This is a genomic window from Actinokineospora iranica, assembly GCF_900101685.1.
Lineage (GTDB): Bacteria > Actinomycetota > Actinomycetes > Mycobacteriales > Pseudonocardiaceae > Actinokineospora > Actinokineospora iranica.
Window position 1 is genome coordinate 103,088 of the sequence record NZ_FMZZ01000005.1, and the last position, 20,708, is coordinate 123,795.

At 69.9% G+C, this 20,708-nt stretch carries 24 protein-coding genes; 10 read left to right on the forward strand and 14 right to left on the reverse strand.

The window, feature by feature from the left end; translation table 11 throughout:
• Window positions 1–6 precede the first annotated feature (6 nt).
• Entirely contained in the window at window positions 7–963 is a 957-nt protein-coding gene (locus tag BLS56_RS12360) for an alpha/beta hydrolase (RefSeq protein WP_091450163.1), read from the reverse strand.
• Between the two features lie 122 nt (window positions 964–1,085).
• Between BLS56_RS12360 and BLS56_RS12365 the strand changes: the two genes are divergently transcribed.
• Together BLS56_RS12365 and BLS56_RS12370 are read left to right on the forward strand one after the other, a co-directional pair.
• A complete protein-coding gene (locus BLS56_RS12365) occupies window positions 1,086–2,477 on the forward strand; it encodes an FAD-binding oxidoreductase (RefSeq protein ID WP_091450164.1) in 1,392 nt (463 codons plus the stop codon).
• Between the two features lie 69 nt (window positions 2,478–2,546).
• Entirely contained in the window at window positions 2,547–3,134 is a 588-nt protein-coding gene (locus BLS56_RS12370) for a hypothetical protein (RefSeq protein ID WP_091450165.1), read from the forward strand.
• Here the strand turns inward: BLS56_RS12370 and BLS56_RS12375 are convergent.
• The 4 genes from BLS56_RS12375 to BLS56_RS12390 all read right to left on the reverse strand — a co-directional run bounded on the left by BLS56_RS12375 (window position 3,131) and on the right by BLS56_RS12390 (window position 6,357).
• On the reverse strand, window positions 3,131–3,811 hold the full coding sequence (locus BLS56_RS12375; protein ID WP_228771583.1) for a DedA family protein: 681 nt from the start codon (window positions 3,809–3,811) through the stop codon (window positions 3,131–3,133). The genes BLS56_RS12370 and BLS56_RS12375 overlap by 4 nt on opposite strands.
• A gap of 463 nt (window positions 3,812–4,274) precedes the next feature.
• Entirely contained in the window at window positions 4,275–4,529 is a 255-nt protein-coding gene (locus BLS56_RS12380) for a hypothetical protein (RefSeq protein ID WP_091450167.1), read from the reverse strand.
• Entirely contained in the window at window positions 4,526–5,674 is a 1,149-nt protein-coding gene (gene nagA, locus BLS56_RS12385) for an N-acetylglucosamine-6-phosphate deacetylase (RefSeq protein WP_091450168.1), read from the reverse strand. The genes BLS56_RS12380 and nagA overlap by 4 nt, the downstream gene beginning before the upstream one ends.
• Window positions 5,675–5,763: 89 nt before the next feature.
• Window positions 5,764–6,357, reverse strand: a complete 594-nt coding sequence (locus tag BLS56_RS12390) for a SigE family RNA polymerase sigma factor (protein ID WP_091450399.1) — start codon at window positions 6,355–6,357, stop codon at window positions 5,764–5,766.
• A gap of 126 nt (window positions 6,358–6,483) precedes the next feature.
• On the opposite strand from BLS56_RS12390, the gene BLS56_RS12395 reads away from it, so the two are divergent.
• Complete coding sequence (locus BLS56_RS12395; protein WP_091450169.1) at window positions 6,484–6,765, forward strand: YciI family protein; 282 nt, start codon at window positions 6,484–6,486, stop codon at window positions 6,763–6,765.
• Between the two features lie 5 nt (window positions 6,766–6,770).
• Here the strand turns inward: BLS56_RS12395 and BLS56_RS12400 are convergent, their stop codons facing one another.
• Entirely contained in the window at window positions 6,771–8,057 is a 1,287-nt protein-coding gene (locus tag BLS56_RS12400; protein ID WP_175482793.1) for a helix-turn-helix transcriptional regulator, read from the reverse strand.
• 203 nt (window positions 8,058–8,260) lie between these two features.
• On the opposite strand from BLS56_RS12400, the gene BLS56_RS12405 reads away from it, so the two are divergent.
• The gene (locus BLS56_RS12405; protein ID WP_091450171.1) at window positions 8,261–8,650 is read left to right on the forward strand and encodes a hypothetical protein; all 390 of its coding nucleotides are present in this window, start codon (window positions 8,261–8,263) and stop codon (window positions 8,648–8,650) included.
• Window positions 8,647–9,246 (forward strand): hypothetical protein, encoded by a 600-nt coding sequence (locus BLS56_RS12410; protein WP_091450172.1) that lies wholly within the window; start codon window positions 8,647–8,649, stop codon window positions 9,244–9,246. Before BLS56_RS12405 ends, BLS56_RS12410 begins: the two co-directional genes overlap by 4 nt.
• Before the next feature lie 6 nt (window positions 9,247–9,252).
• On the opposite strand, the gene BLS56_RS12415 is transcribed toward BLS56_RS12410, so the two are convergent.
• Entirely contained in the window at window positions 9,253–9,717 is a 465-nt protein-coding gene (locus BLS56_RS12415; RefSeq protein ID WP_091450173.1) for a pyridoxamine 5'-phosphate oxidase family protein, read from the reverse strand.
• Between the two features lie 15 nt (window positions 9,718–9,732).
• Complete coding sequence (locus tag BLS56_RS12420) at window positions 9,733–10,677, reverse strand: SDR family oxidoreductase (protein ID WP_091450174.1); 945 nt, start codon at window positions 10,675–10,677, stop codon at window positions 9,733–9,735.
• A 181-nt stretch (window positions 10,678–10,858) separates the two neighbouring features.
• On the opposite strand from BLS56_RS12420, the gene BLS56_RS12425 reads away from it, so the two are divergent.
• On the forward strand, window positions 10,859–11,695 hold the full coding sequence (locus tag BLS56_RS12425) for an LLM class F420-dependent oxidoreductase (RefSeq protein WP_091450175.1): 837 nt from the start codon (window positions 10,859–10,861) through the stop codon (window positions 11,693–11,695).
• A 15-nt stretch (window positions 11,696–11,710) separates the two neighbouring features.
• Here BLS56_RS12425 and BLS56_RS12430 read toward each other — a convergent pair whose 3' ends face one another.
• Window positions 11,711–11,995 carry a DUF427 domain-containing protein gene (locus BLS56_RS12430; protein ID WP_091450176.1) on the reverse strand — a complete coding sequence of 95 codons (285 nt, stop codon included), beginning with the start codon at window positions 11,993–11,995 and terminating at the stop codon, window positions 11,711–11,713.
• An 85-nt stretch (window positions 11,996–12,080) separates the two neighbouring features.
• Here BLS56_RS12430 and fbaA point away from each other — a divergent pair, with 85 nt between their 5' ends.
• Window positions 12,081–13,115: a class II fructose-bisphosphate aldolase gene (gene fbaA / locus BLS56_RS12435; protein WP_091450177.1), complete on the forward strand. Its 1,035-nt coding sequence runs from the start codon at window positions 12,081–12,083 to the stop codon at window positions 13,113–13,115.
• A 222-nt stretch (window positions 13,116–13,337) separates the two neighbouring features.
• Here the strand turns inward: fbaA and BLS56_RS12440 are convergent, their stop codons facing one another.
• Entirely contained in the window at window positions 13,338–14,516 is a 1,179-nt protein-coding gene (locus tag BLS56_RS12440; protein WP_091450178.1) for a hypothetical protein, read from the reverse strand.
• A 157-nt stretch (window positions 14,517–14,673) separates the two neighbouring features.
• On the opposite strand from BLS56_RS12440, the gene BLS56_RS12445 reads away from it, so the two are divergent.
• Complete coding sequence (locus tag BLS56_RS12445; RefSeq protein ID WP_091450179.1) at window positions 14,674–15,084, forward strand: DUF3151 domain-containing protein; 411 nt, start codon at window positions 14,674–14,676, stop codon at window positions 15,082–15,084.
• Here BLS56_RS12445 and BLS56_RS12450 read toward each other — a convergent pair whose 3' ends face one another.
• The 3 genes from BLS56_RS12450 to BLS56_RS12460 all read right to left on the reverse strand — a co-directional run bounded on the left by BLS56_RS12450 (window position 15,085) and on the right by BLS56_RS12460 (window position 17,338).
• A complete protein-coding gene (locus BLS56_RS12450; RefSeq protein ID WP_091450180.1) occupies window positions 15,085–15,333 on the reverse strand; it encodes a hypothetical protein in 249 nt (82 codons plus the stop codon).
• A 114-nt stretch (window positions 15,334–15,447) separates the two neighbouring features.
• Window positions 15,448–16,077: an HNH endonuclease family protein gene (locus BLS56_RS12455; RefSeq protein WP_091450181.1), complete on the reverse strand. Its 630-nt coding sequence runs from the start codon at window positions 16,075–16,077 to the stop codon at window positions 15,448–15,450.
• A 586-nt stretch (window positions 16,078–16,663) separates the two neighbouring features.
• Window positions 16,664–17,338, reverse strand: a complete 675-nt coding sequence (locus BLS56_RS12460) for a hypothetical protein (protein ID WP_091450182.1) — start codon at window positions 17,336–17,338, stop codon at window positions 16,664–16,666.
• 101 nt (window positions 17,339–17,439) lie between these two features.
• Between BLS56_RS12460 and BLS56_RS12465 the strand changes: the two genes are divergently transcribed.
• Window positions 17,440–18,726: an adenylosuccinate synthase gene (locus tag BLS56_RS12465; protein WP_091450183.1), complete on the forward strand. Its 1,287-nt coding sequence runs from the start codon at window positions 17,440–17,442 to the stop codon at window positions 18,724–18,726.
• A 63-nt stretch (window positions 18,727–18,789) separates the two neighbouring features.
• Here the strand turns inward: BLS56_RS12465 and BLS56_RS12470 are convergent, their stop codons facing one another.
• Window positions 18,790–20,328, reverse strand: a complete 1,539-nt coding sequence (locus BLS56_RS12470; protein ID WP_091450184.1) for a Na+/H+ antiporter — start codon at window positions 20,326–20,328, stop codon at window positions 18,790–18,792.
• 68 nt (window positions 20,329–20,396) lie between these two features.
• Here BLS56_RS12470 and BLS56_RS12475 point away from each other — a divergent pair, with 68 nt between their 5' ends.
• Window positions 20,397–20,657: a UBP-type zinc finger domain-containing protein gene (locus BLS56_RS12475; RefSeq protein WP_091450185.1), complete on the forward strand. Its 261-nt coding sequence runs from the start codon at window positions 20,397–20,399 to the stop codon at window positions 20,655–20,657.
• The last annotated feature ends 51 nt before the right edge of the window (window positions 20,658–20,708 follow it).

Genomic DNA, 20,708 nt, shown 5'->3' on the forward strand with positions numbered 1-20,708 from the left:
ACCCCGTCAGGCGGCGAGGACCTCCTTAAGAGCGCCACGGAGGAATTCCCCGGCATACCGGATGGCCAAACGACCTTCCGGGACCAGCGCGGAGAAGGCCGGGAAGGCGTGCACCTGACCAGGCCACACCTGCAACTCACAGTGCGCTGCGGCCCGGCGCATCGCGGCCGCCATCCGCTCGGAATCACCCAGCAGGCACTCGGTGTCACCCGCCTGGATGAGCATCGGCGGCCACCGCCGCTTGCTGCCCTTGAGCACGGCCAGCCGCGGATGGGCGACGCCGAACTCACCGGCGTAGTGGGCCGCGGCCTCCCGCGCGCGGTCCGGCGGAATGTACGGGTCGCGGCACGCGGCGTCCCGTTCGTCCAGGTCCGCGCAGGTGAGGTCGAGGAACGGGGAGAACAGCACGGCCGCGCCCGGCATGACCATCCGCTGCCGGGTCAGGTCGGCCAGCAGGCCCGCTGTCAGGTGCCCGCCCGCCGAGTCGCCCGCGACGACCAGGCGGTTCGCCGGATAGCCCTGGTCGAGCAGCCAGCGGTACGCGGCGAGCGCGTCGTCGGCTGCGGCCGGGAACGGGTGCTCAGGCGCGCGCCGGTAATCGAGCAGCAGCACCGGCAGGCCGGAGGTCTGCGACAGGCACGCGGCGAGGTGCCGGTGCGTGCGCAGCGAGCCGAACACGAAGCCGCCACCGTGCAGGTAGAGGATCGCGCCCGCGCTCTCGTCGGCGTCCCGGGCGCAGACCCACAGCCCGGTCACGTCCCCGTAGCCGTGCGGCTCGGACACCGCGCGGACCTTGGTGCCCCTGGGCAGCGGCGTGATCCCGGTGGCGTCGAACGCCTCCCGCACGAACCGCAGCTGCCCGCCCTGGAGCGTGATCCGGTCGCCGATGGGGCGGATGCTCCTGATCAGGAACCGGGCGAGCGCCTTCGCCTGCACGCTCGGCCCCGGCATGGAGTCAGCCATGTCCCCTCCCCGAAGGTGTCGCCAGTGACACCCAACACATCAACTGTAAGTCACCGATCGTGGGACCGCCGACGGTTTGAACGTCCCAATTCGGTGACGGGCGAAGGACTACCGTTACCCTCGTGCACACAGATGCCCTGATCGCGCGGCTGCGGACCACGCTCGGCGACGACGGCGTGCTGACCGATCCCGACGTCACCGCGGGCTACGAGCGCGACATGATGCCCCTCGCGCCGCACGGCTCGCCGCTGGCCGTCGCCCTGCCCGCGACCACCGAGCAGGTGCGGGAGGTCGTGCGGGCGTGCGCCGAGCACGGCGTGCCGATCGTGCCGCGCGGCGCGGGCAGCGGCCTGTCCGGCGCGGCCAACGCCATCGCGGGCTGCGTGGTGCTGGTGACCACCCGGATGAACCGCATCCTGGAGGTCGACCCGGACAACCGGCTCGCCGTCGTCGAACCCGGCGTGGTCAACCTCGACCTGCGCGGCGCCGTCGAGAAACACGGCCTGTTCTACCCGCCCGACCCGTCCAGCTACGACTGGTGCACCGTCGGCGGCAACCTCGCCACCAACGCGGGCGGCCTGTGCTGCGTGAAGTACGGGGTGACCACGGACTCCGTGCTCGGCCTGCACGTCGTCCTCGCCGACGGCGAACTGCTCACAACCGGCCGCCGCACGGTCAAGGGTGTCGCGGGCTACGACCTGACCAGGCTGTTCGTCGGCAGCGAGGGCACCCTCGGCGTCATCACCCAGGCCACCGTCGCGCTGCGCCCGCTCCCGCAGGCCCCCGGCACCCTGGTCGCCGCGTTCGGCTCCACCGAGGCCGCGGGCGCCGCGGTCACCCGGGTCGTGCGGGAGGGCGTCGTGCCGTCCCTGATGGAGATCATGGACGCGGTGTCCATCGAGGCCGTCGAGACGCACCTGAAGACCGAACTCGGCGCGGGCCGGGGCTGCGCCGCGCTGCTGATCTGCCAGTCCGACTCCGGCGGCGAGGCCGCCCACCGCGAGTTGTCCGCCATCGAGCAGGTCTGCCGCGACGCCGGGGCCGAACTCGCCCACACCACCTACGACCTGGCAGAAGGCGCCCTGCTGCTCACCGCCCGCCGCGCCGTCCTCACCGCCCTGGAGGTCTACGGCGCGTGGCTGACCGACGACGTGTGCGTCCCCCGGACCCGCATCGCCGACCTGATCGCGGGCTGCGCCCGAATCAGCGCCGACGTCGGCCTGCGCGTTGCCGTCGTCGGCCACGCGGGCGACGGCAACATGCACCCCACCATCGTCTACGACCCCGCCTCGGCCGACGAGTTCGCCCGCGCCAGCCGCGCCTTCGACGAGATCCTGGCCCTCGGCCTGAGCCTGGGCGGCACCGTCACCGGCGAACACGGCATCGGCAAGATCAAACGCGACTGGCTCGCCCGCGAGATCGGCCCCGTCGGCCTGCGCGCGCACCGCGCGATCAAGCGGGCGCTCGACCCGGGAAACCTGTTCAACCCCGGCTCTATGTTCGATCTTGCATAAGGGGGTTGTCAGCGCGCTAACGTCGACGTCGGTAAGAAGTTGATCGCGGGCTGACAGAACGGCGAGACGATGGACCAACAGCATTTCGCCACGGCCACCGAGGTCTGCCGACGCCTTTCGGGCAGGCTCTCCGATGACGTCGTGAGCGTCGTCCAATCTCAGTTCTTCGCGGGCGAGACCGAGATCGCCCTCTCGGCGCTGCTGCTGAACCTGCACTACGAGGGCGTCGCCGTCACCGGGGACGAGGCCGCCCTCATCCGGGCGCTGTTGCCCGACGGCGAAGACCTCTCAGGCATCCCGGTGGCCGACATGCCGCCCCCACTGGCGTACCGGTTCAGCCCCACCGCCCCGGACGACGCCCCCAACCCGGCCGCCGCGGACGAGGTCGTCGCCGCAGAGGCAGCCCTCCTCGGCGCCCGCCGCGTCCGCAGGGCCTGGCGCGAACCCCTCCCGGAAGCCGCCAACCCACCCACCTGGGTCTACCTGGTGCAGGTCGGCGCGGGCGTGAGCGAACTGCGCGCGCACAACGCGATCACGTCCCGCCTGTGGGTGCGCAACCAGGAGAAGTGGCCGGTGGAAGTGGTGGTCGAGGGCACGCTGCTACCCCCGTACCAGGCGGCGGCGGTCACCGCCGCCCAGCAGATTTGGGCGGCCTAGCCGACCGGGTCGGCCTCCCGCTTGCGCTCCCGACGCGCCTTCACGAACTCGATGATGATCGGCACGACCGAGATGAACACGATCAGCAGGATCATCGACTCAAGGTTTTCGTGCACGAACGGAATCTGCCCGAGGAAGTACCCCAGCACCGTCACCCCGGTCGCCCACAGCACCGCCCCGACAGCGGAGTAGACGAAGAACTTCCGCGGGTCCATCCGCCCGACCCCCGCGATCGCCGTGATGAACGTCCGCACAATCGGCACGAACCGCGCCAACACGATCGCCCGCGGCCCGTACTTCTCGAAGAACGCGTGCGTCTTGTCGACGTGCTCCCGCTTGAACAGCTTCGAGTCCGGCTTGTTGAACAACGCGGGCCCAGCCTTGGCCCCGATGTAGTAGCCGACCACGTTGCCCACGAACGCGCAGATGGTCAACAACGTGCACACCAGCCACAGCGGCGGCATCAGATCCGAGGTCGCGGGCTGCGCCACGAACAACCCGGCGGTGAACAGCAGCGAGTCGCCGGGCAGGAAGAAGCCCAGGAGCAGACCGCACTCGGCGAAGATGATGAGGCAGAGACCGGGCAGCAGGAAGGGGCCCAGGCCGCGGAGGATCACCTCGGGGTCCAGCCAGGAGGGCAGCAGGGCCAGGTTCAGGGGGAGGTCGGCAGCGCGCACGCCCACAAGGTACAGGGGGTGTCTGTGCGCTTTCTGTGCCCGTGGGGCTGGGTGCGCTTGCTCGATGGGGTGGAGTGGTTTCCTCGGGGCCCCTACGAAGGAAGATCGCCCGTGTGAAAGAGGGTGGGAAGCCTGCGGCATCACACGCGCGGCCAGCTTAGCGATCTTCCTTCTCCCCCGAAGAAACCACTCCACCCAATCGAGCACCTGGCAGCTTGAGGTCCGGTTGGCAGGAGGGCAGAAGAGCAGGTGCGTCATGCCCGCGAAAGAGCTTTGTTTCGCCGCCCCGCAGGCCCCACAACAAAGCCCCACCCACCCTGGGGGCTGACCCCGCTCCAGTCTATCGCCGCAGGTCAGCGCGGGGAAGAGGGGCAGCCGTGCCTGTGGATAACTCGCGATCATGGTCGGTCGGCGGACGTTTGCGCGATCTGTCGCGTGTCCGGAGACAGGGTTGTCCGGGGGCTTACAGCAGCGTCAGGAAACCGACCACCGCGCCTGCAGCCAGGCCGAGCAGCAGGGCCAGCATCAGCACCCACCACATGCGCGGCGGTGGGGCCGCGGGCTCCGGGTGGGGCGGGGGGTCGGGCAGAGGGGTGAGGGGGAGGTCGTTGTTCGAGAGCAGGCCGTAGCCGGAAACGGTGGCTTCGGGCAGGGGGGTGCGGGCCGCCTGTGCGCGCAACGCCTCGGTGAGCAGGCGTTCCGGGTCGGCCTCGGTCATGGGTCGACGGTAACCCAGGTTCCTCGGCGCAGGACCGCTGTGGTGCGCAGTGCGGCGTTCAAGAGCACCACATCGGCGGCCAGGCCTTTGACGAGGCTGCCGGTTGTGGTGGACAGGCCCAGCAGGGCCGCGGGGCGGGTCGCGGTCGCCGTGACGGCTTCCGGTACCGACAGGCCGCAGGCGGTGACCAGGTTCCGGAAAGCGGTGTCCATTGTGAGGGAGCTGCCCGCCAGGGCGGTGCCGCCCGCGAGGGTGGGGACGCCGTCGCTGACCACGACCGCCAAGCCGCCGATGTCGTAGGCGCCGTCGCCCGCGCCCGCCGCCGCGATCGCGTCGGTCACCAGGACCGTGCGGTTCAAGCCCGCGTGGCGGGCGGCGAGGCGGACGACGGTCGGGGACAGGTGCGCCAAGTCGCAGATCAGCTCGACGGTCACCCGCTCGTCGTCCAGCAGCGCGCCCACCGGGCCGGGCTCGCGGTGGTGCAGCGGGCGCATCCCGTTGAACAGGTGCGTCGCCACCGTCGCCCCCGCGTCGACCGCCGGGCGGACCTGTGCCTCGGTCGCGTCCGTGTGCCCGATCGCGGCGATCGCGCCTGTGTCGGTGATTCGGCGGACCGCGTCGACCGAGCCGGGGAGTTCCGGGGCCAGGGTCACCATCCGCACCGCGCCCCGGCCCGCGGCGAGCAGCGTGGCGACCGAATCGGGGTCCGGCGGACGCAGGACGGCCGGGTCGTGCGCGCCGCAGCGGGCGGCGGAGAGGAACGGACCCTCCAGGTGGACACCGGCGAGCAGGCCGTCCTCGACCAGTTCGCGCAGCGCGGCGATCTGGCAGGCCAGCTCCGGCACCGGCCGGGACACCAGGCTGGCGAGCAGGGTCGTGGTGCCGTGCCGGGCGTGGGTGTCGACGGCCACGCGGGCGCGGGCCGGGTCGGTGCCCATGAACGCCTGACCGCCGCCGCCGTGGCAGTGGATGTCGACGAAACCGGGGACCACCCAGCCGCCGCCCGCGTCGACCCGCTCGTCCGCGCGCGGCGGCTCACCGGTGCCGAGCGCGGCGATGCGGCCGTTGTCGACCAGCAGCCAGCCGTCGTCCAGCACGCCGTCCGGGGTGACGAGCCTGCCCCCCGCGATGAGCCGTCCTGCCATGTGCTGGTCCTCCAGGCGTGCGCGCGTGGAGTGCAGTGTATTGGTCTAAACCGCAGGTGGTCTGAACCAAACCGCCCCGATGGGGGGACCTAGGGCGTGTTCATGATCTTCTGCAGGGCCTCCAGCGCGCGGCTCGCCGTCGACTTCACCGTGCCCTTGGAGATGCCCGCGGCCTCGGCGATCTCGGCTTCGGTGAGGTTGCCGTAGTACCGCAGCACCAGCACCTCCCGCTGCCGCGGCGGCAACTGCGACAACGCCTTCACCACGCTCTGGTGCTCCGCGGTCAGCATCGCCAGGCTCTCCGCCGACCGCGCGTTCACCGCGTGCGGCGGCGTGTACTCACGCGCCGTCTTGCGCCTGCGCAGCACACTGCGCGAACCGTTGACCACAGCCGTGCGCAGATACCCGACGGCCGCCGCGGAATCCCGCAGGCCACCCCAGTTGCGGTGCAACCCGGTGAACGCCTCCTGCACCACGTCCTCAGCCGTCGCAGGCTCGTCTACCAGCAGCAACGCCAACCGGACCAGCCGCATCCGGTGCGTGCGGTAGAGGTCCTCCAGCGTCAACGGCGCCTCGGGCTGCGGCGGGGGCGCGCTCTTGAGGTCGATGGCCCGCAGCCGGGTCAGCGTGTGCTCGACACTGCGCTCGGCGTTGCCCTCCGCGGGCTGCCCCTGCCCGCCGATGAACCCACGCGCCGGAGGGTAATCACCTGGTTGCACGCCATCCCCTGCCACGGACAAACCCTACCGGTCGCGACGAACGAACACACCGCCCGACGGGTCAGAAACCCGGCTTGCGATCATGGCCGCATGACCTGGTTCACCGTGGACACCCGCTACGTGGAAGACCGCGACCTCCTGGCGGCTGCCCGTCCCGCACACCGCGACTACATCACGGGCCTGGTCGAGACCGGCCAGGTGGTCGCCGCGGGCCCCTGGGCCGACGACCTGGGCGGCTTCGTCGTCTTCAAGGTCACCGACCGCGCCGAACTGGACAAACTCCTCGCCGAGGACCCGTACACCACCGAGAGCGTCGCCGCCGACCGCGCCATCCGCGAGTGGAAGATCCTGCTGGGCCCCTGGGCGGGCTGACCGAATCAGCCTCGGCTCCCCGCCAACCGCTCGTCAAGTTGGCGCACAGCGTCGGAGTCATTCCACGGTCGCAGGGTGGCGCGAGTGCTATGCAGTCGCTCCCGCAGTCGCACGGAGCGGTTCTGGGTGGTGGCTTCGATGACGTCACCCATGATCAGGGCGGCGGCGTCCGGTTCTTTGAGTTGGATGTGTGCGTTGGCGAGGTAGAGCATTGTGTACGCGTTGTCGCGCACCATCGCCTTTTCGTGCCGGGAGAGGGAGTTGTGCGCTTGTGCGACTGCGTCGTGGGGGCGATCAAGTGCCAGGAAGCAGGAGCTTTTCGCGCTGCCGATTGACCCCTCATCGTAGAAGTATGCCAGTGACACAGGGGCTGAAGATTGGGAGGTGGCTATTTCGAGGGCCTGTTCGGTTTCGTCAAGTGCTTCCATGCAGGGTGCGAGTTGACCGTCTTCCGCGTAGGAGCGGGCGGTTTGACTGGAGGCGTAGCCCTGCACCAGCGCGTCGTCCCCGCGTCCTGCCAACTTTTGTGCGGCTTCGGCGTAGTCGATCGCGAGATGTAGCTTCTTCTCCGCCCTGGCGGTGTAGCTCATTCGGCTGAGGATAAAGCTGGCCAATGTTGGGTCGCGGGTTTCGTGAGCCGACAGACGGGCTTGCTCCCGGTGTCGGTTGGAGTCGGAGTAGTTTCCGCTGTCGGTATGCAGCCAACCTGCCAGATCGGAGAGTTTGCTATAGGTCGCCAATAGCTTCGGTCGGAGGTGGCCGGGGCAATGCGGAAGCATCGTCTCCGTGAGAGCGATCTGCGCGAGCACAGTGGCGAGCACGGCTTGTGCGCCGAGTGCGTCGTCTTGTCGTCGGCAGGTCCAGTAGATGGTCTCAATGTGTCCGATGACCTGTTCGTCGACGCGTTGCGGGGCGGCGACGGCCTTGGCGACGCGTTCTTGTTCGTCGGTGTTCAGGTTGGTGAGCGATGGTGCGCTTGCCGTTGCGGTTGTCCAGCCGAGTAGTTGCAGGAGTTCGCGACGATTCATGGTGTCCACCCAAGTGCGGATCAAAGCCGCCCAGTGCTCGTCGGTGCTGTTGCTTGTCTCGTTCGCCAGTAGGGTTTCGAGTTCGCGGAGGGTGAGGCCGAGTAGGCGGGCCAGCTTTGGCCGCAGGTACGGCAGGGGTTCGTGTTTTCCGGATTCCCAGGTGTGGACGGCGGTGCGGTCGATGTGCAGTTCCTCGGCGAGGCGTTCCTGGGTGTAGCCCGCTGCTTTGCGTGCCCTGGCAAGTCTGTCTCGTCGTGCCGCCATGGCATCCAGTCTCCCATACCTGTCACGTATCGGATATGACTCGTTACCGCAGGTCATAGCCCGCATCCCAACATCTCGCCCACCTGCGGCCGATGAGATACCGGTGCCTGCCCCCTGGGGCCGTGATGTCTAGGCCGGGAAAGTCGGTCGCGGACACCCCTTGCCGGGTGTCCCCTTTGTCGCCGAGCTGTGGAGTCGACCGGATGCCGAACTCTGTGATCACCGAAGCCGACGCCGTCACCCGGGTGCCGCAGTTGCGCGCGTTGTCCGCCGCACGGGACCACGGGTGGAGATTTCACCTGCTCGCCGACGACGGCGGCGCGTTCGCGGTCGCGGCGAGTCGGGAGCGGGCGCGGCATACCGACTTGGTCTTCGTCTTCGGGCCAGCGGTGGTGGGGTTGCGTGTGGCACCCGAGGTGGACGGCGTGGTGTGGATAGCCCACCGCGCCGCGGTCGCCGACCTCGCGCGGGAACTCGCGGAGATTCCCGCGCCAGGTGAACCGGGGGCGCCGCGTGTGGTCATTCCGGTGAGCGCGTTGCTGGCGGACACGCCTTACGACCGCGTTCTGGAAACGGGCGGTGAGGCGGCGTGAACACAAGCCAGCCGGGTCTCGTCGTCCCCTATGTCGCCACCTGGAGCGGGGAGCACTGGGACGATCTCCCGCACCTCGTGGAGCGCCCTGGCGGCGCCGGGATCGCCTACCCCGACGAGATCCTCGGCGACCGCGACCGCATGGGCGTCCTCTGGGACCGGGCCACCGGCAGGCCGGGGCACGGCAAACCGCAGTACGCCAAGGTCCACCCGCTGCGCCAGCGCAGGGCGATGCGCAAGCTGCTCTGCCAGGTGTGCGGCACCCCGGCGGACACCACCGAGCACGGCGTCCTGTGGCTGCTCCGCGACACCGGTGTCCCCTGCCTGGCGGACATGCTGGTGACCGAGCCGCCGATCTGCTGGTCCTGCGCGCGCCTGTCGGTGACCGTCTGCCCGGCCCTGCGGAAGGGCCACGTCCTCGTGCGCGCCGGATCGTTCCCCCTGTACGGCGTCGACGGCATCCGCTACCGCGCGGGCCGTCCCGACCCGGTCCCCGTCGAGCACTGGGCTGTGCCGTTCACCGACCCCGCCATCGCCTGGACGCTCGCCGCCAAGCTGGTTCGTGACCTGGGTGACCGCACGGTCCTCGATCTGTGAGGTCGGCTAGTAGGTTCCGCCGAGTTTGCGGTGGTCCCAGGAGACGACCTTGGTCGGGGTGAACACCAGGCCGACCCGCTTGGCCGCCTGCGCCCGGACGAACTGGGACGCCGCCGTGGCGGCTTCCTCGCTGCCGGTGTAGCGCAGGGTCATGGCGGCGCCGATGGCGGTGATCCGCTCGGTGTCCTCGACGATCTCCACGTCGCATTCCAGGGAGACGCCGCGCAGTTGGTCGTAGGAGTCGCCCGCCTCGACCAGGAGGGTGGCCTGCGGCAGGCGCCGCAGGTTGGCCGTCTTCTGGGACGAGCCGTAGGTCCAGGTGGACAGGGTGTCGCCGTCGGGGACGTACCAGAGCGGGGCGAGGTGCGGCCTGCCGCCGGGGCCGAGGGTGGCCACGGCGACGACCCGCTCCGCGCCCAGGAACTCCCGGACTTCGTCGGGAGTCATCCTGATCCGGTCCCGCTTCGACACCGCGTCTCCCTGGTTCTACCGCTGGTCTATCGCTGCCGCTGGCTTGCGGACCGCTGCCGCGCCGCCCGCTCCGACCGGGCGGGAGGAGACCTCCGCGCCGCGTTGGGCGATGTCGGCCAGCGCCGCCTTGTCGGCCTTGGCGACGAGGTTGCCGCGCAGTTTGCCGCCGATCTCGATCACCGGCGGGAGGAACGCGCGGACCAGTTTGAGCAGCCCGACCCAGCCGGGGACGTGGACCGACCGGTCGCGGCGCAGCACACCCTTCTCCAGCGCGTCCAGCGCCAGCGGCACCGGGTGGGTCTTGCCGATCGGGCCGGGCATCGCCGAGCGCAGCGGGCCGAAGACCGGGTGCTCGTCGGCGCCGTGGACCAGGTCCGTCGCGATCCACGACGGGTGCGCGACGCCGACCTTGACGCCCAGGTGGCGGACCTCGGCGCGCAGGCTGTTGGCGAACGCCTCGACACCTGCCTTCGACGCGGCGTAGGCGGCCATCGCCGGGGCGTGGGTGATCGCGGCGAGCGAGGACACCACCAGCACGTAGCCCTTGCGGTCGATGACGTGCGGCAGCGTGGTCCGCACGGTGCGCCAGACGCCGAGCAGGTCGACCTCGATGGTGCGCTCGAAGGCGGCCGGGTCGATGGAGCGGATGAAGCCCGCCGCGGCGATGCCCGCGTTGGCGACCACGATGTCGATGCCGCCGAAGCGCTCGACCACGCCCTTGACCGCCGTTTCGAGCCCGGCCCAGTCGGTGACGTCGGCGGTGAAGACAGCGGCGTCTGGCCCGCATTCGGCGGCGACCGCGGCCATCTCCGCCGGTTCGAGGCCGACCAGGGCGACCTTGGCGCCCCGGGCGGCGAGCCGCTTGGCCAGGCCCGCGCCGAGGCCGCGGGCCGCGCCGGTGATCAGGATGACCTTGCCTTTGACGCTCTGCTCACGTGCCAGCAGGTTCGTCACGCCCATCGGTGCCTCCAGGAAACGGATTGTCTCGGCACCGTACCCCAACTTACCGCGAGTAAGCTACCGCGAGTAACAGGTATTTCGGCGGCTCCGACAGCGGCTCGCCACCCGGCAGAGTGATTCAGGTCGCGCTCCCGCGCGCAGGCGCTATGGTTCGTAAATCTGCGAACAACCTGGAGGCGGGATGGCAGTCGAACTGGGCCGGATCGGGATCTGGAGCCTGGCCTACCTCTGGCCCGACCAGAAGGAAGCCGCCGCCGAGCTGGAAGAACTCGGCTTCGGCGCGCTGTGGCTCGGCGCGCTCCCCGACGCAGACCTCGGCCTCGTGGAACGCCTGCTGGACGCGACCAAGACCATGGCGATCGGCCCCAGCATCGTCAACGTCTGGACCGCCGCCCCCGCCGCGGTCGCCACCGAGTACGACCGCATCAGCACCCGGCACCCCGACCGGTTCATCCTCGGGGTCGGCAGCAGCCACAAGCCCATCGTGGAGACCGCCACCGCCGAGACCTACGAGCGCCCGCTCAGCAAGCTCGCCGACTACCTCGACCAACTAGCCGTGCCCGCGCGGGACGTCGCCGTCGCCGCGCTCGGCCCCAAGGCCATCCGGCTCGCGGGCGAACGCAGCCGCGGCGCCCTGCCCTACCTGGTGACCCCCGAGCACACCGCGCGGGCCCGCGAAATCCTCGGCGACGGGCCGCTGCTCGCCCCCGAGCAGCACGTCCTGCTGGAAACCGACCCGAGGCGGGCGCGCGAGACCGCCCGCCAAGCCCTCGACATGTATCTCAAGCTGCCCAACTACGTGCGCAACTGGCGCAGGCTCGGGTTCAGCGAAGACGACGTCAAGGGCAGCGACCACCTGATCGACGCCCTGGTCGCCTGGGGCGACGAGGACGCCGTCCTCGCCCGAGTCGACGAGCACTTCGCCGCCGGGGCCGACCACGTGGCGCTGCAGGTGGTCACCCCCGACGGCGGGCTCGACCGAGAGGCTTACCGGCGGCTCGCCGCCGCGATCGGGTGAGTCGGATCGGGTGATTCAGTCGGTGACCTCGACGCCGTTCCAGAACGCCACGTGACCCTTGATCTCGGCCGCCGCGTCCTTGGGTTCCGGGTAGTACCAGGCGGCGTCGACGTTGTCCTGCCCGTCGACATGCAGTGTGTAGTAACTCGCCGTGCCCTTCCACGGGCACACCGACGAGGTCTCCGACGGGCGCAGGTACTGCTGGTGCACTGAATCGATGGGGAAATAGTGGTTGCCTTCGACGATCTTTGTGTCGTCGCTCTCAGCGATGATCGCGCCGTTCCAGGTAGCGGTGGCCATAGGGCCAGTCTGCCCAAGACGGGCGGCGGGCGCTGCTCGTAGGATGCGCCAGAACGGCGCAGGCCCACCCCGAGGAGGACCACAGATGCCCATCGCCACACCCGAGGTCTACGCGGAGATGCTGGACCGGGCCAAGGCGAACGAGTTCGCTTACCCCGCCATCAACGTGACCTCGTCGGAGACACTGAACGCCGCGCTGCGCGGATTCGCCGAAGCCGAGAGCGACGGCATCATCCAGGTGTCGACCGGCGGCTCGGAGTTCGCCTCCGGCACCAAGGTCAAGGACATGGTCACCGGCGCGGTCGCGCTGGCGGAGTTCGCGCACGTGGTCGCCGAGAAGTACCCGGTGAACGTCGCCCTGCACACCGACCACTGCCCCAAGGACAAGCTCGACGGCTTCGTCCGCCCGCTGATCGCGCTCAGCCAGGAACGCGTCGACGCGGGCAAGAACCCGCTGTTCCAGTCGCACATGTGGGACGGCTCCGCGGTGCCCATGGACGAGAACCTGCAGATCGCCGCCGAACTGCTGGAGAAGGCCGCGAAGGCGCGGATCGTGCTGGAGATCGAGGTCGGCGTCGTCGGCGGCGAAGAGGACGGCGTCGCCAACGAGATCAACGACAAGCTCTACACCTCCGCCGAGGACTACCTCAAGACCGTCGACGCCCTCGGCGTCGGCGAGAAGGGCCGCTACCTGCTGGCCGCGACCTTCGGCAACGTGCACGGCGTCTACAAGCCGGGCAACGTGAAGCTGCGCCCGGAGATCCTCAAGCAGGGCCAGGAAGTCGTCGCGGAGAAGCTCGGCCTCGGCGCCGACGCCAAGCCCTTCGACCTGGTCTTCCACGGCGGCTCCGGCTCGCTGCTGGAGGAGATCCACGAGGCGGTGTCCTACGGCGTCATCAAGATGAACATCGACACCGACACCCAGTACGCCTTCACCCGCCCGATCGCCGCGCACATGTTCACCAACTACGACGGTGTCCTCAAGATCGACGGCGAGGTCGGCAACAAGAAGACCTACGACCCGCGCAGCTACCTCAAGGCAGCCGAGCAGGCCATGGCCGCCCGCATCACCCAGGCGTGTGAACATCTGAAGAGCGCGGGCCGCATGATCGCGGGCTGACCTCGGCGTTCGCTTACGCCCGCCCCCGAGTTATCCACAGCCCCACCCCGCCCCCTTGGCCCCGCTGACCTGCGCCGATACGCTGGAGCGGGGCCGGCCCCCCAGGGACGGGTGGGGGTTGTCCGGTGGGGGTGCGGGGCGCGCGAAGTCGGTGAGAGCGACCCGAAGGCGGCGTGACGGTGACGGCCCTCCCGGATCTGGGAGGGCCGTCTGTCGATTGGGTCAGACTGTGGCGCGGGCCAGGGCGGGCGGCCTGCGGTTGACCAGCTTCGCCAGTGGACGTCCGGCCCACCACAGGGCGGCGACCAGGGCGAACGTGATCGGCGCCGACCACCAGGCGACCGGCGGGGCGGCGATCAGGACGTCCTGCGCGTACAGCGCGGCGTGCCCGAGCACGGTCACCACGGCCGCGCCCGCCAGCGCCTCGGCGGCGTGCGGCAGGTTCGCCCGGCGCACGACATCCACGGCGACACCGACGAACACCAGGTAGAACGGCACCGTCGACGGCGGGAAGTCGCCCATGACCAGCAACGGCCAGATCACCGCGCGGTAGGCGACATACGCGCCCGCGACCGCCGTGGCCGCCCACGTCCGCCCGATCGTCTTGCCCGCGACCGCCAGGACCAGCGCGGCCACCCCGATGCCCCACATCGGGTACACCCAGTCCGGGATCGGCAGGGCGAAGTGCTTGATCGCCTCGTAGTCGACCGACCGGCCGATCTGCTCCGCGGCGAACTCCAGCAGGCTGCGCTCGGCGTAACAGGTGCTCGGGTCGAGGACGCCGCCCGGCAGGCAGGACGCCAACTCCAGCACCCCGTACTCCTGCTGGCCGTTGGGGAACAGCGTGTTCTCCAGGAAGAACACCCACAGCCCGCCCAGCACCCACGGCCGCGCCCGGCCACCCGGCCCCGCGGTGAGCCAGCCGTCGATCAGGCCCAGGATCATCATCGCGGTGCCCAGGTAAAGCAGCGCGTGCGACGGGCTCCACGCGGTCAAGTCGAGGCCGTTGACCCGGTGGTTGATCACATCGAGCGGCGCGGCGATGAGGAACACCGCGAGCCCGCTCTGCAGCAGCCGCTGCGACCGCCTGGTCGCGGCCATGCCGGTGAAGCTGTGGATCGCGACCAGGACGACGGCGACACCGGTGCCGACGCTGTTGATCAAATGCGGCGGGGCCAGGTCGTCGCGCTGGAACTTGAAGTGCCATGACTCGTCCCAGGACGAGCCGAGCATTTTGAACAGCAGCGCCAGCAGCCACATCCGGTACGCGAAATGCCACACCCATTCGGGTGTTTCCCGGCCCGCTGCGCCCCGCGTCCAGTGCAGCCGGAAGAAGTCCTTGAACTGGCCGACCGGACCCTTGGTGGCCGGGTCGTCGTCGGTAGCTGTCCCCTGGTTCACCGCGCCATCATGACTGCGGCCCCCGACTCGCAGGAAGGGCGACCCTCATCATTGGGGTGAATTAGGGACATTCCCTTACGGGTCGCGCTTACCCGGTCACAGTGGGCGAGAGCCGGGCCGGTTCACCTGAGACCGCCGGTCGCGGCAGGATGAGACCATGCAAGGGAATCTGCTCGGACCTGACCCCACACTGCTTCCCGACCGCGCCGAACCGCAGGCCGCGCTGGAGGGCGGCGCCGACCCGACCGAGGTCGCCACCTCCTGGCCCGACTTCTCCGAGGCCTGGGCCGCCCTGGCCGAACGGGCGCTCGACGCAGGCGAGCCGATCGCCGCCTACGCCTACGCGCGCACCGGCTACCACCGCGGCCTCGACCAGCTTCGCCGCTCCGGCTGGAAGGGCTTCGGCCCCGTGCCGTGGTCGCACCGCCCCAACCAGGGCTTCCTGCGCGCGTTGGCCGCGCTCGCCCGCGCGGCCAAGGCGATCGGCGAGACCGAGGAGTACGAGCGGTGCTCGACGTTCCTCGCCGACTCCGACCCGGCCGCGCCCAAGGCCCTCGGCCTGCTCTGATCAGCCGCCCGGGCGGTTGAGAACACCGACGAGCAGCGAGTGCACGGCGGCGTGGTCGGCATCGTCGGCGAGCTTGCACTGCCCGCCGCGCAGGCGGTACCACTCGTCGGCGCCCGCGTAGCGGACCTTGACGGTGACCACGCCGTCGCCGCTGCTGACCGACCGCAACTCCAGCTCACCGGTGATGACGCCGACTTCCTCGGTCATCACCCCGGGGCCCGCGCTGAACGGGGACGAGAACTCCGACATCGCGTTTCCCTCCGTAGTGCCTGCCGCGCCGCTGATCCTCCCGCTGCTGATCCTCCCGCAATGGCGACGCCCCCGACGGACGAGTCCGCCGGGGGCGTCGCGGTCATCGCCGGGTCAGCAGGTGTTGAGCATGTTCGACAGCGCCGACTTCTCCGCCGAGTTCACGCTGAGGCCGTAGTTGTACTTCACGTGCGTCCACATCTTCGCGTAGGTGCACCAGTACGAGCTCAGCGGCGGCTTCCAGGTCGCCGGGGTCTGGTCGCCCTTGGCCTGGTTGACGTTGTCGGTGACCGCGATGAGCTGCGGCAGGCTCAGGTCGTTGGCGAACTGCTGCCGCCGCGCCGTCGTCCACGACGACGCGCCCGACCGCCACGCCGCCGCCAGCGGCACCACGTGGTCGATGTCGACATCCGAGGCCAGCGACCAGGTGGCGCCGTCGTACGGGCTGTACCAGCGGCCCGAGGTCGCCGCGCAGGAGGAGTCGGTGACCACGTTGGAGCCGTCCCGCTTGAGCACGGTCTCCCGCGTGTTGCACGAACCGGAGATGGTGATCCAGTGCGGGAACAGGTCCCGCGAGTAGCCGGTCATCGAGCCGTCCGCCCGCACGGTGAGCGCGGCCAGCTCCGCCTTCGCGGTGCTCGCGCTCGGAATGTTCGGTGGAGTCGCGCCCGCCTCGGCGGCCACTCCGACGACGAGCGCGAGCGACAAGAGTAAGGAGCCCAGTAGTGCCCTGGTTTTCGACATGGTTCCTCCGGTGGCAGGGGATCACGCGGTGCCGTCCAACCGTGTCGAGGCCAAGTGGAGATCGTTATACCTTCGGGTGACACCCCGACGACTTACTGTAAAAGCTCTCGGTGTGCCTGGGGTGGTCCAACAGGGGTTGCTCTCACCGAATAGGGGCACTCCAACGCTCGCTTATACGGCAAAACCGCCGAGAGCCCGCGCTGGTTATCCACATAGCCGGAAGCTGTCCACAGATTTCGCCGCCCCCTACCGCCCACCCCCAGAGCCGATAGACTGGAGCGGGGCGGCCCCCCGGGGAGGGTGGGGTTTGTCGTGGGCGGGGGTGGCGGGGAGGCGGAAATAGCGGGTCTTCGCCCTGGCCATGCGGAAGCAGGCAAGGGCCGAGTGGCAGAGGAACTCAACCCGCGTGCGGAGAAGACAGCAGTTTCAGCGCGGACGCGGCGTCGGCAGGCGGAACAGCCCCGCGTGCGCAGGGAAGACACTTGTTGACCAGGGGGTTTACGAACCGGAACGGTGTTGTGGACTCACTCTGGCCGAGCGTGGAGCTTGTGCCCATCCGGTCGATGCGAGTGTCGGTGGTTGGGTGTCACAGAACTCCACGGGCCACCCGTAGGTCCTCGGTGTGTCGGTACCACGTCCACTTCCCCACTTCCTTCGGCACGCCGTCGCGGATGAGCCGTGTGGGCACGCAGCCGATCTGGAAGGCGCGACCCGTGAACGTCTCCGTTCGCTTGCCCAGCAGTCCGCCGCGCACCACCCGTGCCACCAGGCCCGCGCCCCCCGCCAAGTCCGGAGTGACCTCGATGCGTTTGGCGCGGCCGCGCAGGGCGGTGGCGTCGTCGCAGTAGGCGACGCCTTGGGGGTGGTCGAGGGTGCCGAGGCCGATGAGGACGCCGCCCGCGTCGTCGCGGATCAGGGGGGTGGGGTCGATGTCGCCGGTCAGGGCTACCTGGGCGCGGTGTTCGGGGTCGCGGGGCAGGCCCCACAGGTCGGGGATGGCCGAGGGGGCGGTGGGGAGGTAGCCGATGGGGGTGGTGGCGAGGCGGTCGGTGCGCATGACCCTGAGCACGATCGCGGCGAGGTCGGCGTCGGTGCCGAGGACGATCAGGCGGTCTCCGTCGGTGGTCTTGAGCAGCGGGTCGACCTCGGATCGGCCCGGGGTGGGGGGCAGTTCCCGCCACCGCAGGTCGTCACGCTGGGTGAGGGTCCGCGGGCGGCCAGTGGTGGCCGCGTTTCCGCAGGCCAGCACGAGTGCGCTCACTGCTGTCTCCTGGTCTAGTCTCAGTCACCGGCATTCGCCCGAGGAGGCACGGGTACGGGTGTCCACTGGTTTCTCCACACTGCCAACACCTGGAGTTTCACATGCCGGCAATCGTGCTGATCGGCGCCCAATGGGGCGACGAGGGCAAGGGAAAGGCGACCGACCTGCTCGGCGAGCGCGTCCAGTGGGTCGTGCGGTACCAGGGCGGGAACAACGCCGGGCACACGGTGGTGCTGCCCGACGGGCAGGACTTCGCGCTGCACCTGATTCCCTCGGGCATCCTCACCCCGGGCGTGACCAACGTCATCGGCAATGGCGTCGTGGTCGACCCGAGTGTGCTGCTCAAGGAGTTGGCTGGGCTGGAAGACCGCGCCGTCGACACATCGGGTCTGCTCATCTCGGCCGACGCGCACCTGATTATGCCGTACCACGTGGCCATCGATAAGGTCACGGAGCGCTACCTGGGCAAGGCCAAGATCGGCACCACCGGTCGCGGCATCGGCCCGGCGTACCAGGACAAGGTGGCCCGGGTCGGGGTCCGCGTGCAGGACCTGCTGGACGAGAAGATCCTCCGGCAGAAGGTCGAGGCTGCCCTCGACATCAAGAACCAGATGCTGGTGAAGATCTACAACCGCAAGGCGCTCGACCCGGACCAGGTCGTGGACGAGGTGCTGGCGTCCGGGGAGAAGTTCGCCCACCGCATCGCCGATACCCGGCTGCTGCTCAACCAGGCGCTGGAGCGCGGTGAGACGGTGCTGCTGGAGGGCTCGCAGGGCACCCTGCTCGACGTCGACCACGGCACTTACCCGTTCGTCACCTCGTCCAACCCGACCTCCGGCGGCGCGAGCGCCGGGTCGGGCATCGGCCCCACCCGGATCACCACGGTGATCGGCATCCTCAAGGCGTACACGACCCGCGTCGGCTCCGGCCCGTTCCCGACCGAGTTGAGCGACGAAATGGGCGAGCGGCTGCGCAAGGTGGGCGGCGAGATCGGCGTGACCACCAAGCGGCTGCGCCGCACCGGCTGGTTCGACGCGGTGATCGCCCGCTACGCCAGCCGGGTCAACGGCATCACCGACTACTTCCTGACCAAGCTCGACGTGCTTTCCGGCCTGGACACGGTTCCGGTGTGCGTGGCGTACGAAGTGGACGGTCGCAGGGTCGACGACATGCCGATGACCCAGACCGATGTGCACCACGCCGTGCCGGTGTACGAGGAGCTGCCGGGCTGGTGGGAGGACATCAGCGAGTGCCGCTCGTTTGACGAGTTGCCCGCCAACGCGCGCGCTTATGTCGAGCGGATCGAGGAACTGGCGGGCGCGCGGGTTTCCGCTGTCGGGGTCGGCCCCGGCCGTGAGCAGACCATCGTCCGGCACCAGATGGCCTGACCGCCGCTTCTTCGACGCCCCGGATCACCGTTGGTCCGGGGCGTTTCCCACTGTCCACAGTGGTCAATTGCGCGCCAGGGCGGCTTCCTCCAGGTCCAGTTCCCGTTGGACCCGCCGGAGGATCTCGTCATCGATGTCGCCGCGGTCGCGGGCGGCGACGAAGACGGCGCGTTCGGCGTTGAGCATTTCCCGGCGCACACGGCGGAAAGCGGCGGCCGGGTTTTCGGTGTCCTGGCGGCCGAGGCGTTCCCAGGCGGCGTTGCCCCGGTGTTCGGCGAGGCCCCGCAGGCGGTCGGTGAGGTGCCGGGGAGTGTTCCCCTCAGCGGTGATCTCGTCCAGGCGGGCGCGGGCGGCGCGGGCGGCCTCGTCCTGCACCTGGGCTTCGGCGAGGACGCGGTCTTGGCCGTCCTCGGCGCGTATACCGAGGCCGCGGATCAGCGCGGGCAGGGTCATGCCCTGCAGCAGCAGGGTGCCCACGGTGACCACGAACGCGAGCAGCACCACCACCTCGCGCCCCGGCATGTCCAGCGGGATCGCCGCCGCCGCGGCCAGGGACACGACGCCGCGCATACCCGCCCACGAGATCACGGTGATCTGCCGCCATCCCGGCGGGTTCTTCTCCCGTCGCCGGATGTGCGGGAAGAGCCAGCGCGGGACGTAGGCGCTGGGGAACATCCACACGAACCGGCTCACGATGACCGCCAGCAGCACGCCCGCCGACGCGGCGACCAGGTCCCAGTCCGGTCGCGCGTCGGACACCACCGTTCGCAGCTGCAACCCGATCAGCGCGAACACCAGCGATTCCAGCAGCACGTCCAGCGACTGCCAGACCGCCGTCTCCTGCAGCCGGGTCGCGAAACCGGCCTGGGTCGCGTTGTGCCCGAGGTACAGCCCGGCCGCCACGACCGCCAGCACGCCCGAGGTGTGCGCCTCTTCGGCCAGCAGGTAAGCCCCGAACGGCACGAGCAGCCCCAGTGCGCTCTCCAGGATTCCGTCGTTGAGCCGGAGGCGGATCGCGTGGACCGCCACGCCCAGGACCAGGCCCACCAGGACGCCGCCGATCGAGGTCACCAGCAGCGTCGTGACACCATCTGTCCAACTGAACGCCGCGACGCCCGCCACGGCTACCTTGAACGCGGTAAGCGCGGTCGCGTCGTTGCCCAGGCTCTCACCGGTCAGCAGCGTCATCGCCCGCCTCGGCAGCCCCAGTTTCCGGCCGATCGCGACCGCGGCCACCGCGTCCGGCGGCGCGACCACCGCGCCGAGCACCAGCGCCGAGCCCAGCGGCAGCCCCGGGACCAGCAGGTGCGCCACCACGCCGACCACGGCCGTGGTGAACAGGACCAGCCCGACCGCGAGCAGCCCGATGGGGCGCATATTCGCCTTGATGTCGAGATAGGAGCTGTCCAACGCGGCCGAGTACAGCAGCGGCGCCAAGACGAGGAGCAGGACCAGTTCCGGGTCCAATCGGAACTCCGGCACACCGGGCGCGAAGGACACCACGAGCCCGACCGCGACCAGCACCAGCGGCGCGGGCGCGTCGAACCGGCGGGCCAGGGCGGTGCAGGCAAGCGACCCCGCGAGCAGCAGGAGAAGTTCCACGCGCGCCTCCTTCGTCGTCTTGCGCAAGGATTGCCTACGCGGGGACCACAGGCACGAGAGGAACCGCCATGACCTGCGAACACGTCGACGCACTGCCCGCGGCGGTCACCCCGGACGCGGTGGACGGGTGCCAGGACTGCCTCGCCGCGGGCGAGCGGGACTGGGTGCACCTGCGGGAGTGCCTGACCTGCGGGCACGTCGCCTGCTGCGACTCCAGCCCGCGCAAACACGCCACGGCCCACTACCAGCGCACGGATCACCCGATCGTTCGGTCTTACGAGCCCGGGGAGTCGTGGCGCTGGTGCTTTGTGGACAGCCGTGTCGTCTGACATGCGCCCAGCGGGTCGTCACCGCATCGGGTGACGACCCGCTCGTGGCGG

Excerpts from the sequence above, each read along its gene's own strand:
- BLS56_RS12360 (WP_091450163.1), bottom strand. The coding sequence starts at position 963 with ATGGCTGACTCCATGCCGGGGCCGAGCGTGCAGGCGAAGGCGCTCGCC.
- BLS56_RS12370 (WP_091450165.1), top strand. The coding sequence starts at position 2,547 with ATGGACCAACAGCATTTCGCCACGGCCACCGAGGTCTGCCGACGCCTT.
- BLS56_RS12380 (WP_091450167.1), bottom strand. The coding sequence starts at position 4,529 with ATGACCGAGGCCGACCCGGAACGCCTGCTCACCGAGGCGTTGCGCGCA.
- nagA (WP_091450168.1), bottom strand. The coding sequence starts at position 5,674 with ATGGCAGGACGGCTCATCGCGGGGGGCAGGCTCGTCACCCCGGACGGC.
- BLS56_RS12395 (WP_091450169.1), top strand. The coding sequence starts at position 6,484 with ATGACCTGGTTCACCGTGGACACCCGCTACGTGGAAGACCGCGACCTC.
- BLS56_RS12400 (WP_175482793.1), bottom strand. The coding sequence starts at position 8,057 with ATGGCGGCACGACGAGACAGACTTGCCAGGGCACGCAAAGCAGCGGGC.
- BLS56_RS12405 (WP_091450171.1), top strand. The coding sequence starts at position 8,261 with ATGCCGAACTCTGTGATCACCGAAGCCGACGCCGTCACCCGGGTGCCG.
- BLS56_RS12420 (WP_091450174.1), bottom strand. The coding sequence starts at position 10,677 with ATGGGCGTGACGAACCTGCTGGCACGTGAGCAGAGCGTCAAAGGCAAG.
- BLS56_RS12425 (WP_091450175.1), top strand. The coding sequence starts at position 10,859 with ATGGCAGTCGAACTGGGCCGGATCGGGATCTGGAGCCTGGCCTACCTC.
- BLS56_RS12430 (WP_091450176.1), bottom strand. The coding sequence starts at position 11,995 with ATGGCCACCGCTACCTGGAACGGCGCGATCATCGCTGAGAGCGACGAC.
- fbaA (WP_091450177.1), top strand. The coding sequence starts at position 12,081 with ATGCCCATCGCCACACCCGAGGTCTACGCGGAGATGCTGGACCGGGCC.
- BLS56_RS12445 (WP_091450179.1), top strand. The coding sequence starts at position 14,674 with ATGCAAGGGAATCTGCTCGGACCTGACCCCACACTGCTTCCCGACCGC.
- BLS56_RS12450 (WP_091450180.1), bottom strand. The coding sequence starts at position 15,333 with ATGTCGGAGTTCTCGTCCCCGTTCAGCGCGGGCCCCGGGGTGATGACC.
- BLS56_RS12455 (WP_091450181.1), bottom strand. The coding sequence starts at position 16,077 with ATGTCGAAAACCAGGGCACTACTGGGCTCCTTACTCTTGTCGCTCGCG.
- BLS56_RS12465 (WP_091450183.1), top strand. The coding sequence starts at position 17,440 with ATGCCGGCAATCGTGCTGATCGGCGCCCAATGGGGCGACGAGGGCAAG.
- BLS56_RS12475 (WP_091450185.1), top strand. The coding sequence starts at position 20,397 with ATGACCTGCGAACACGTCGACGCACTGCCCGCGGCGGTCACCCCGGAC.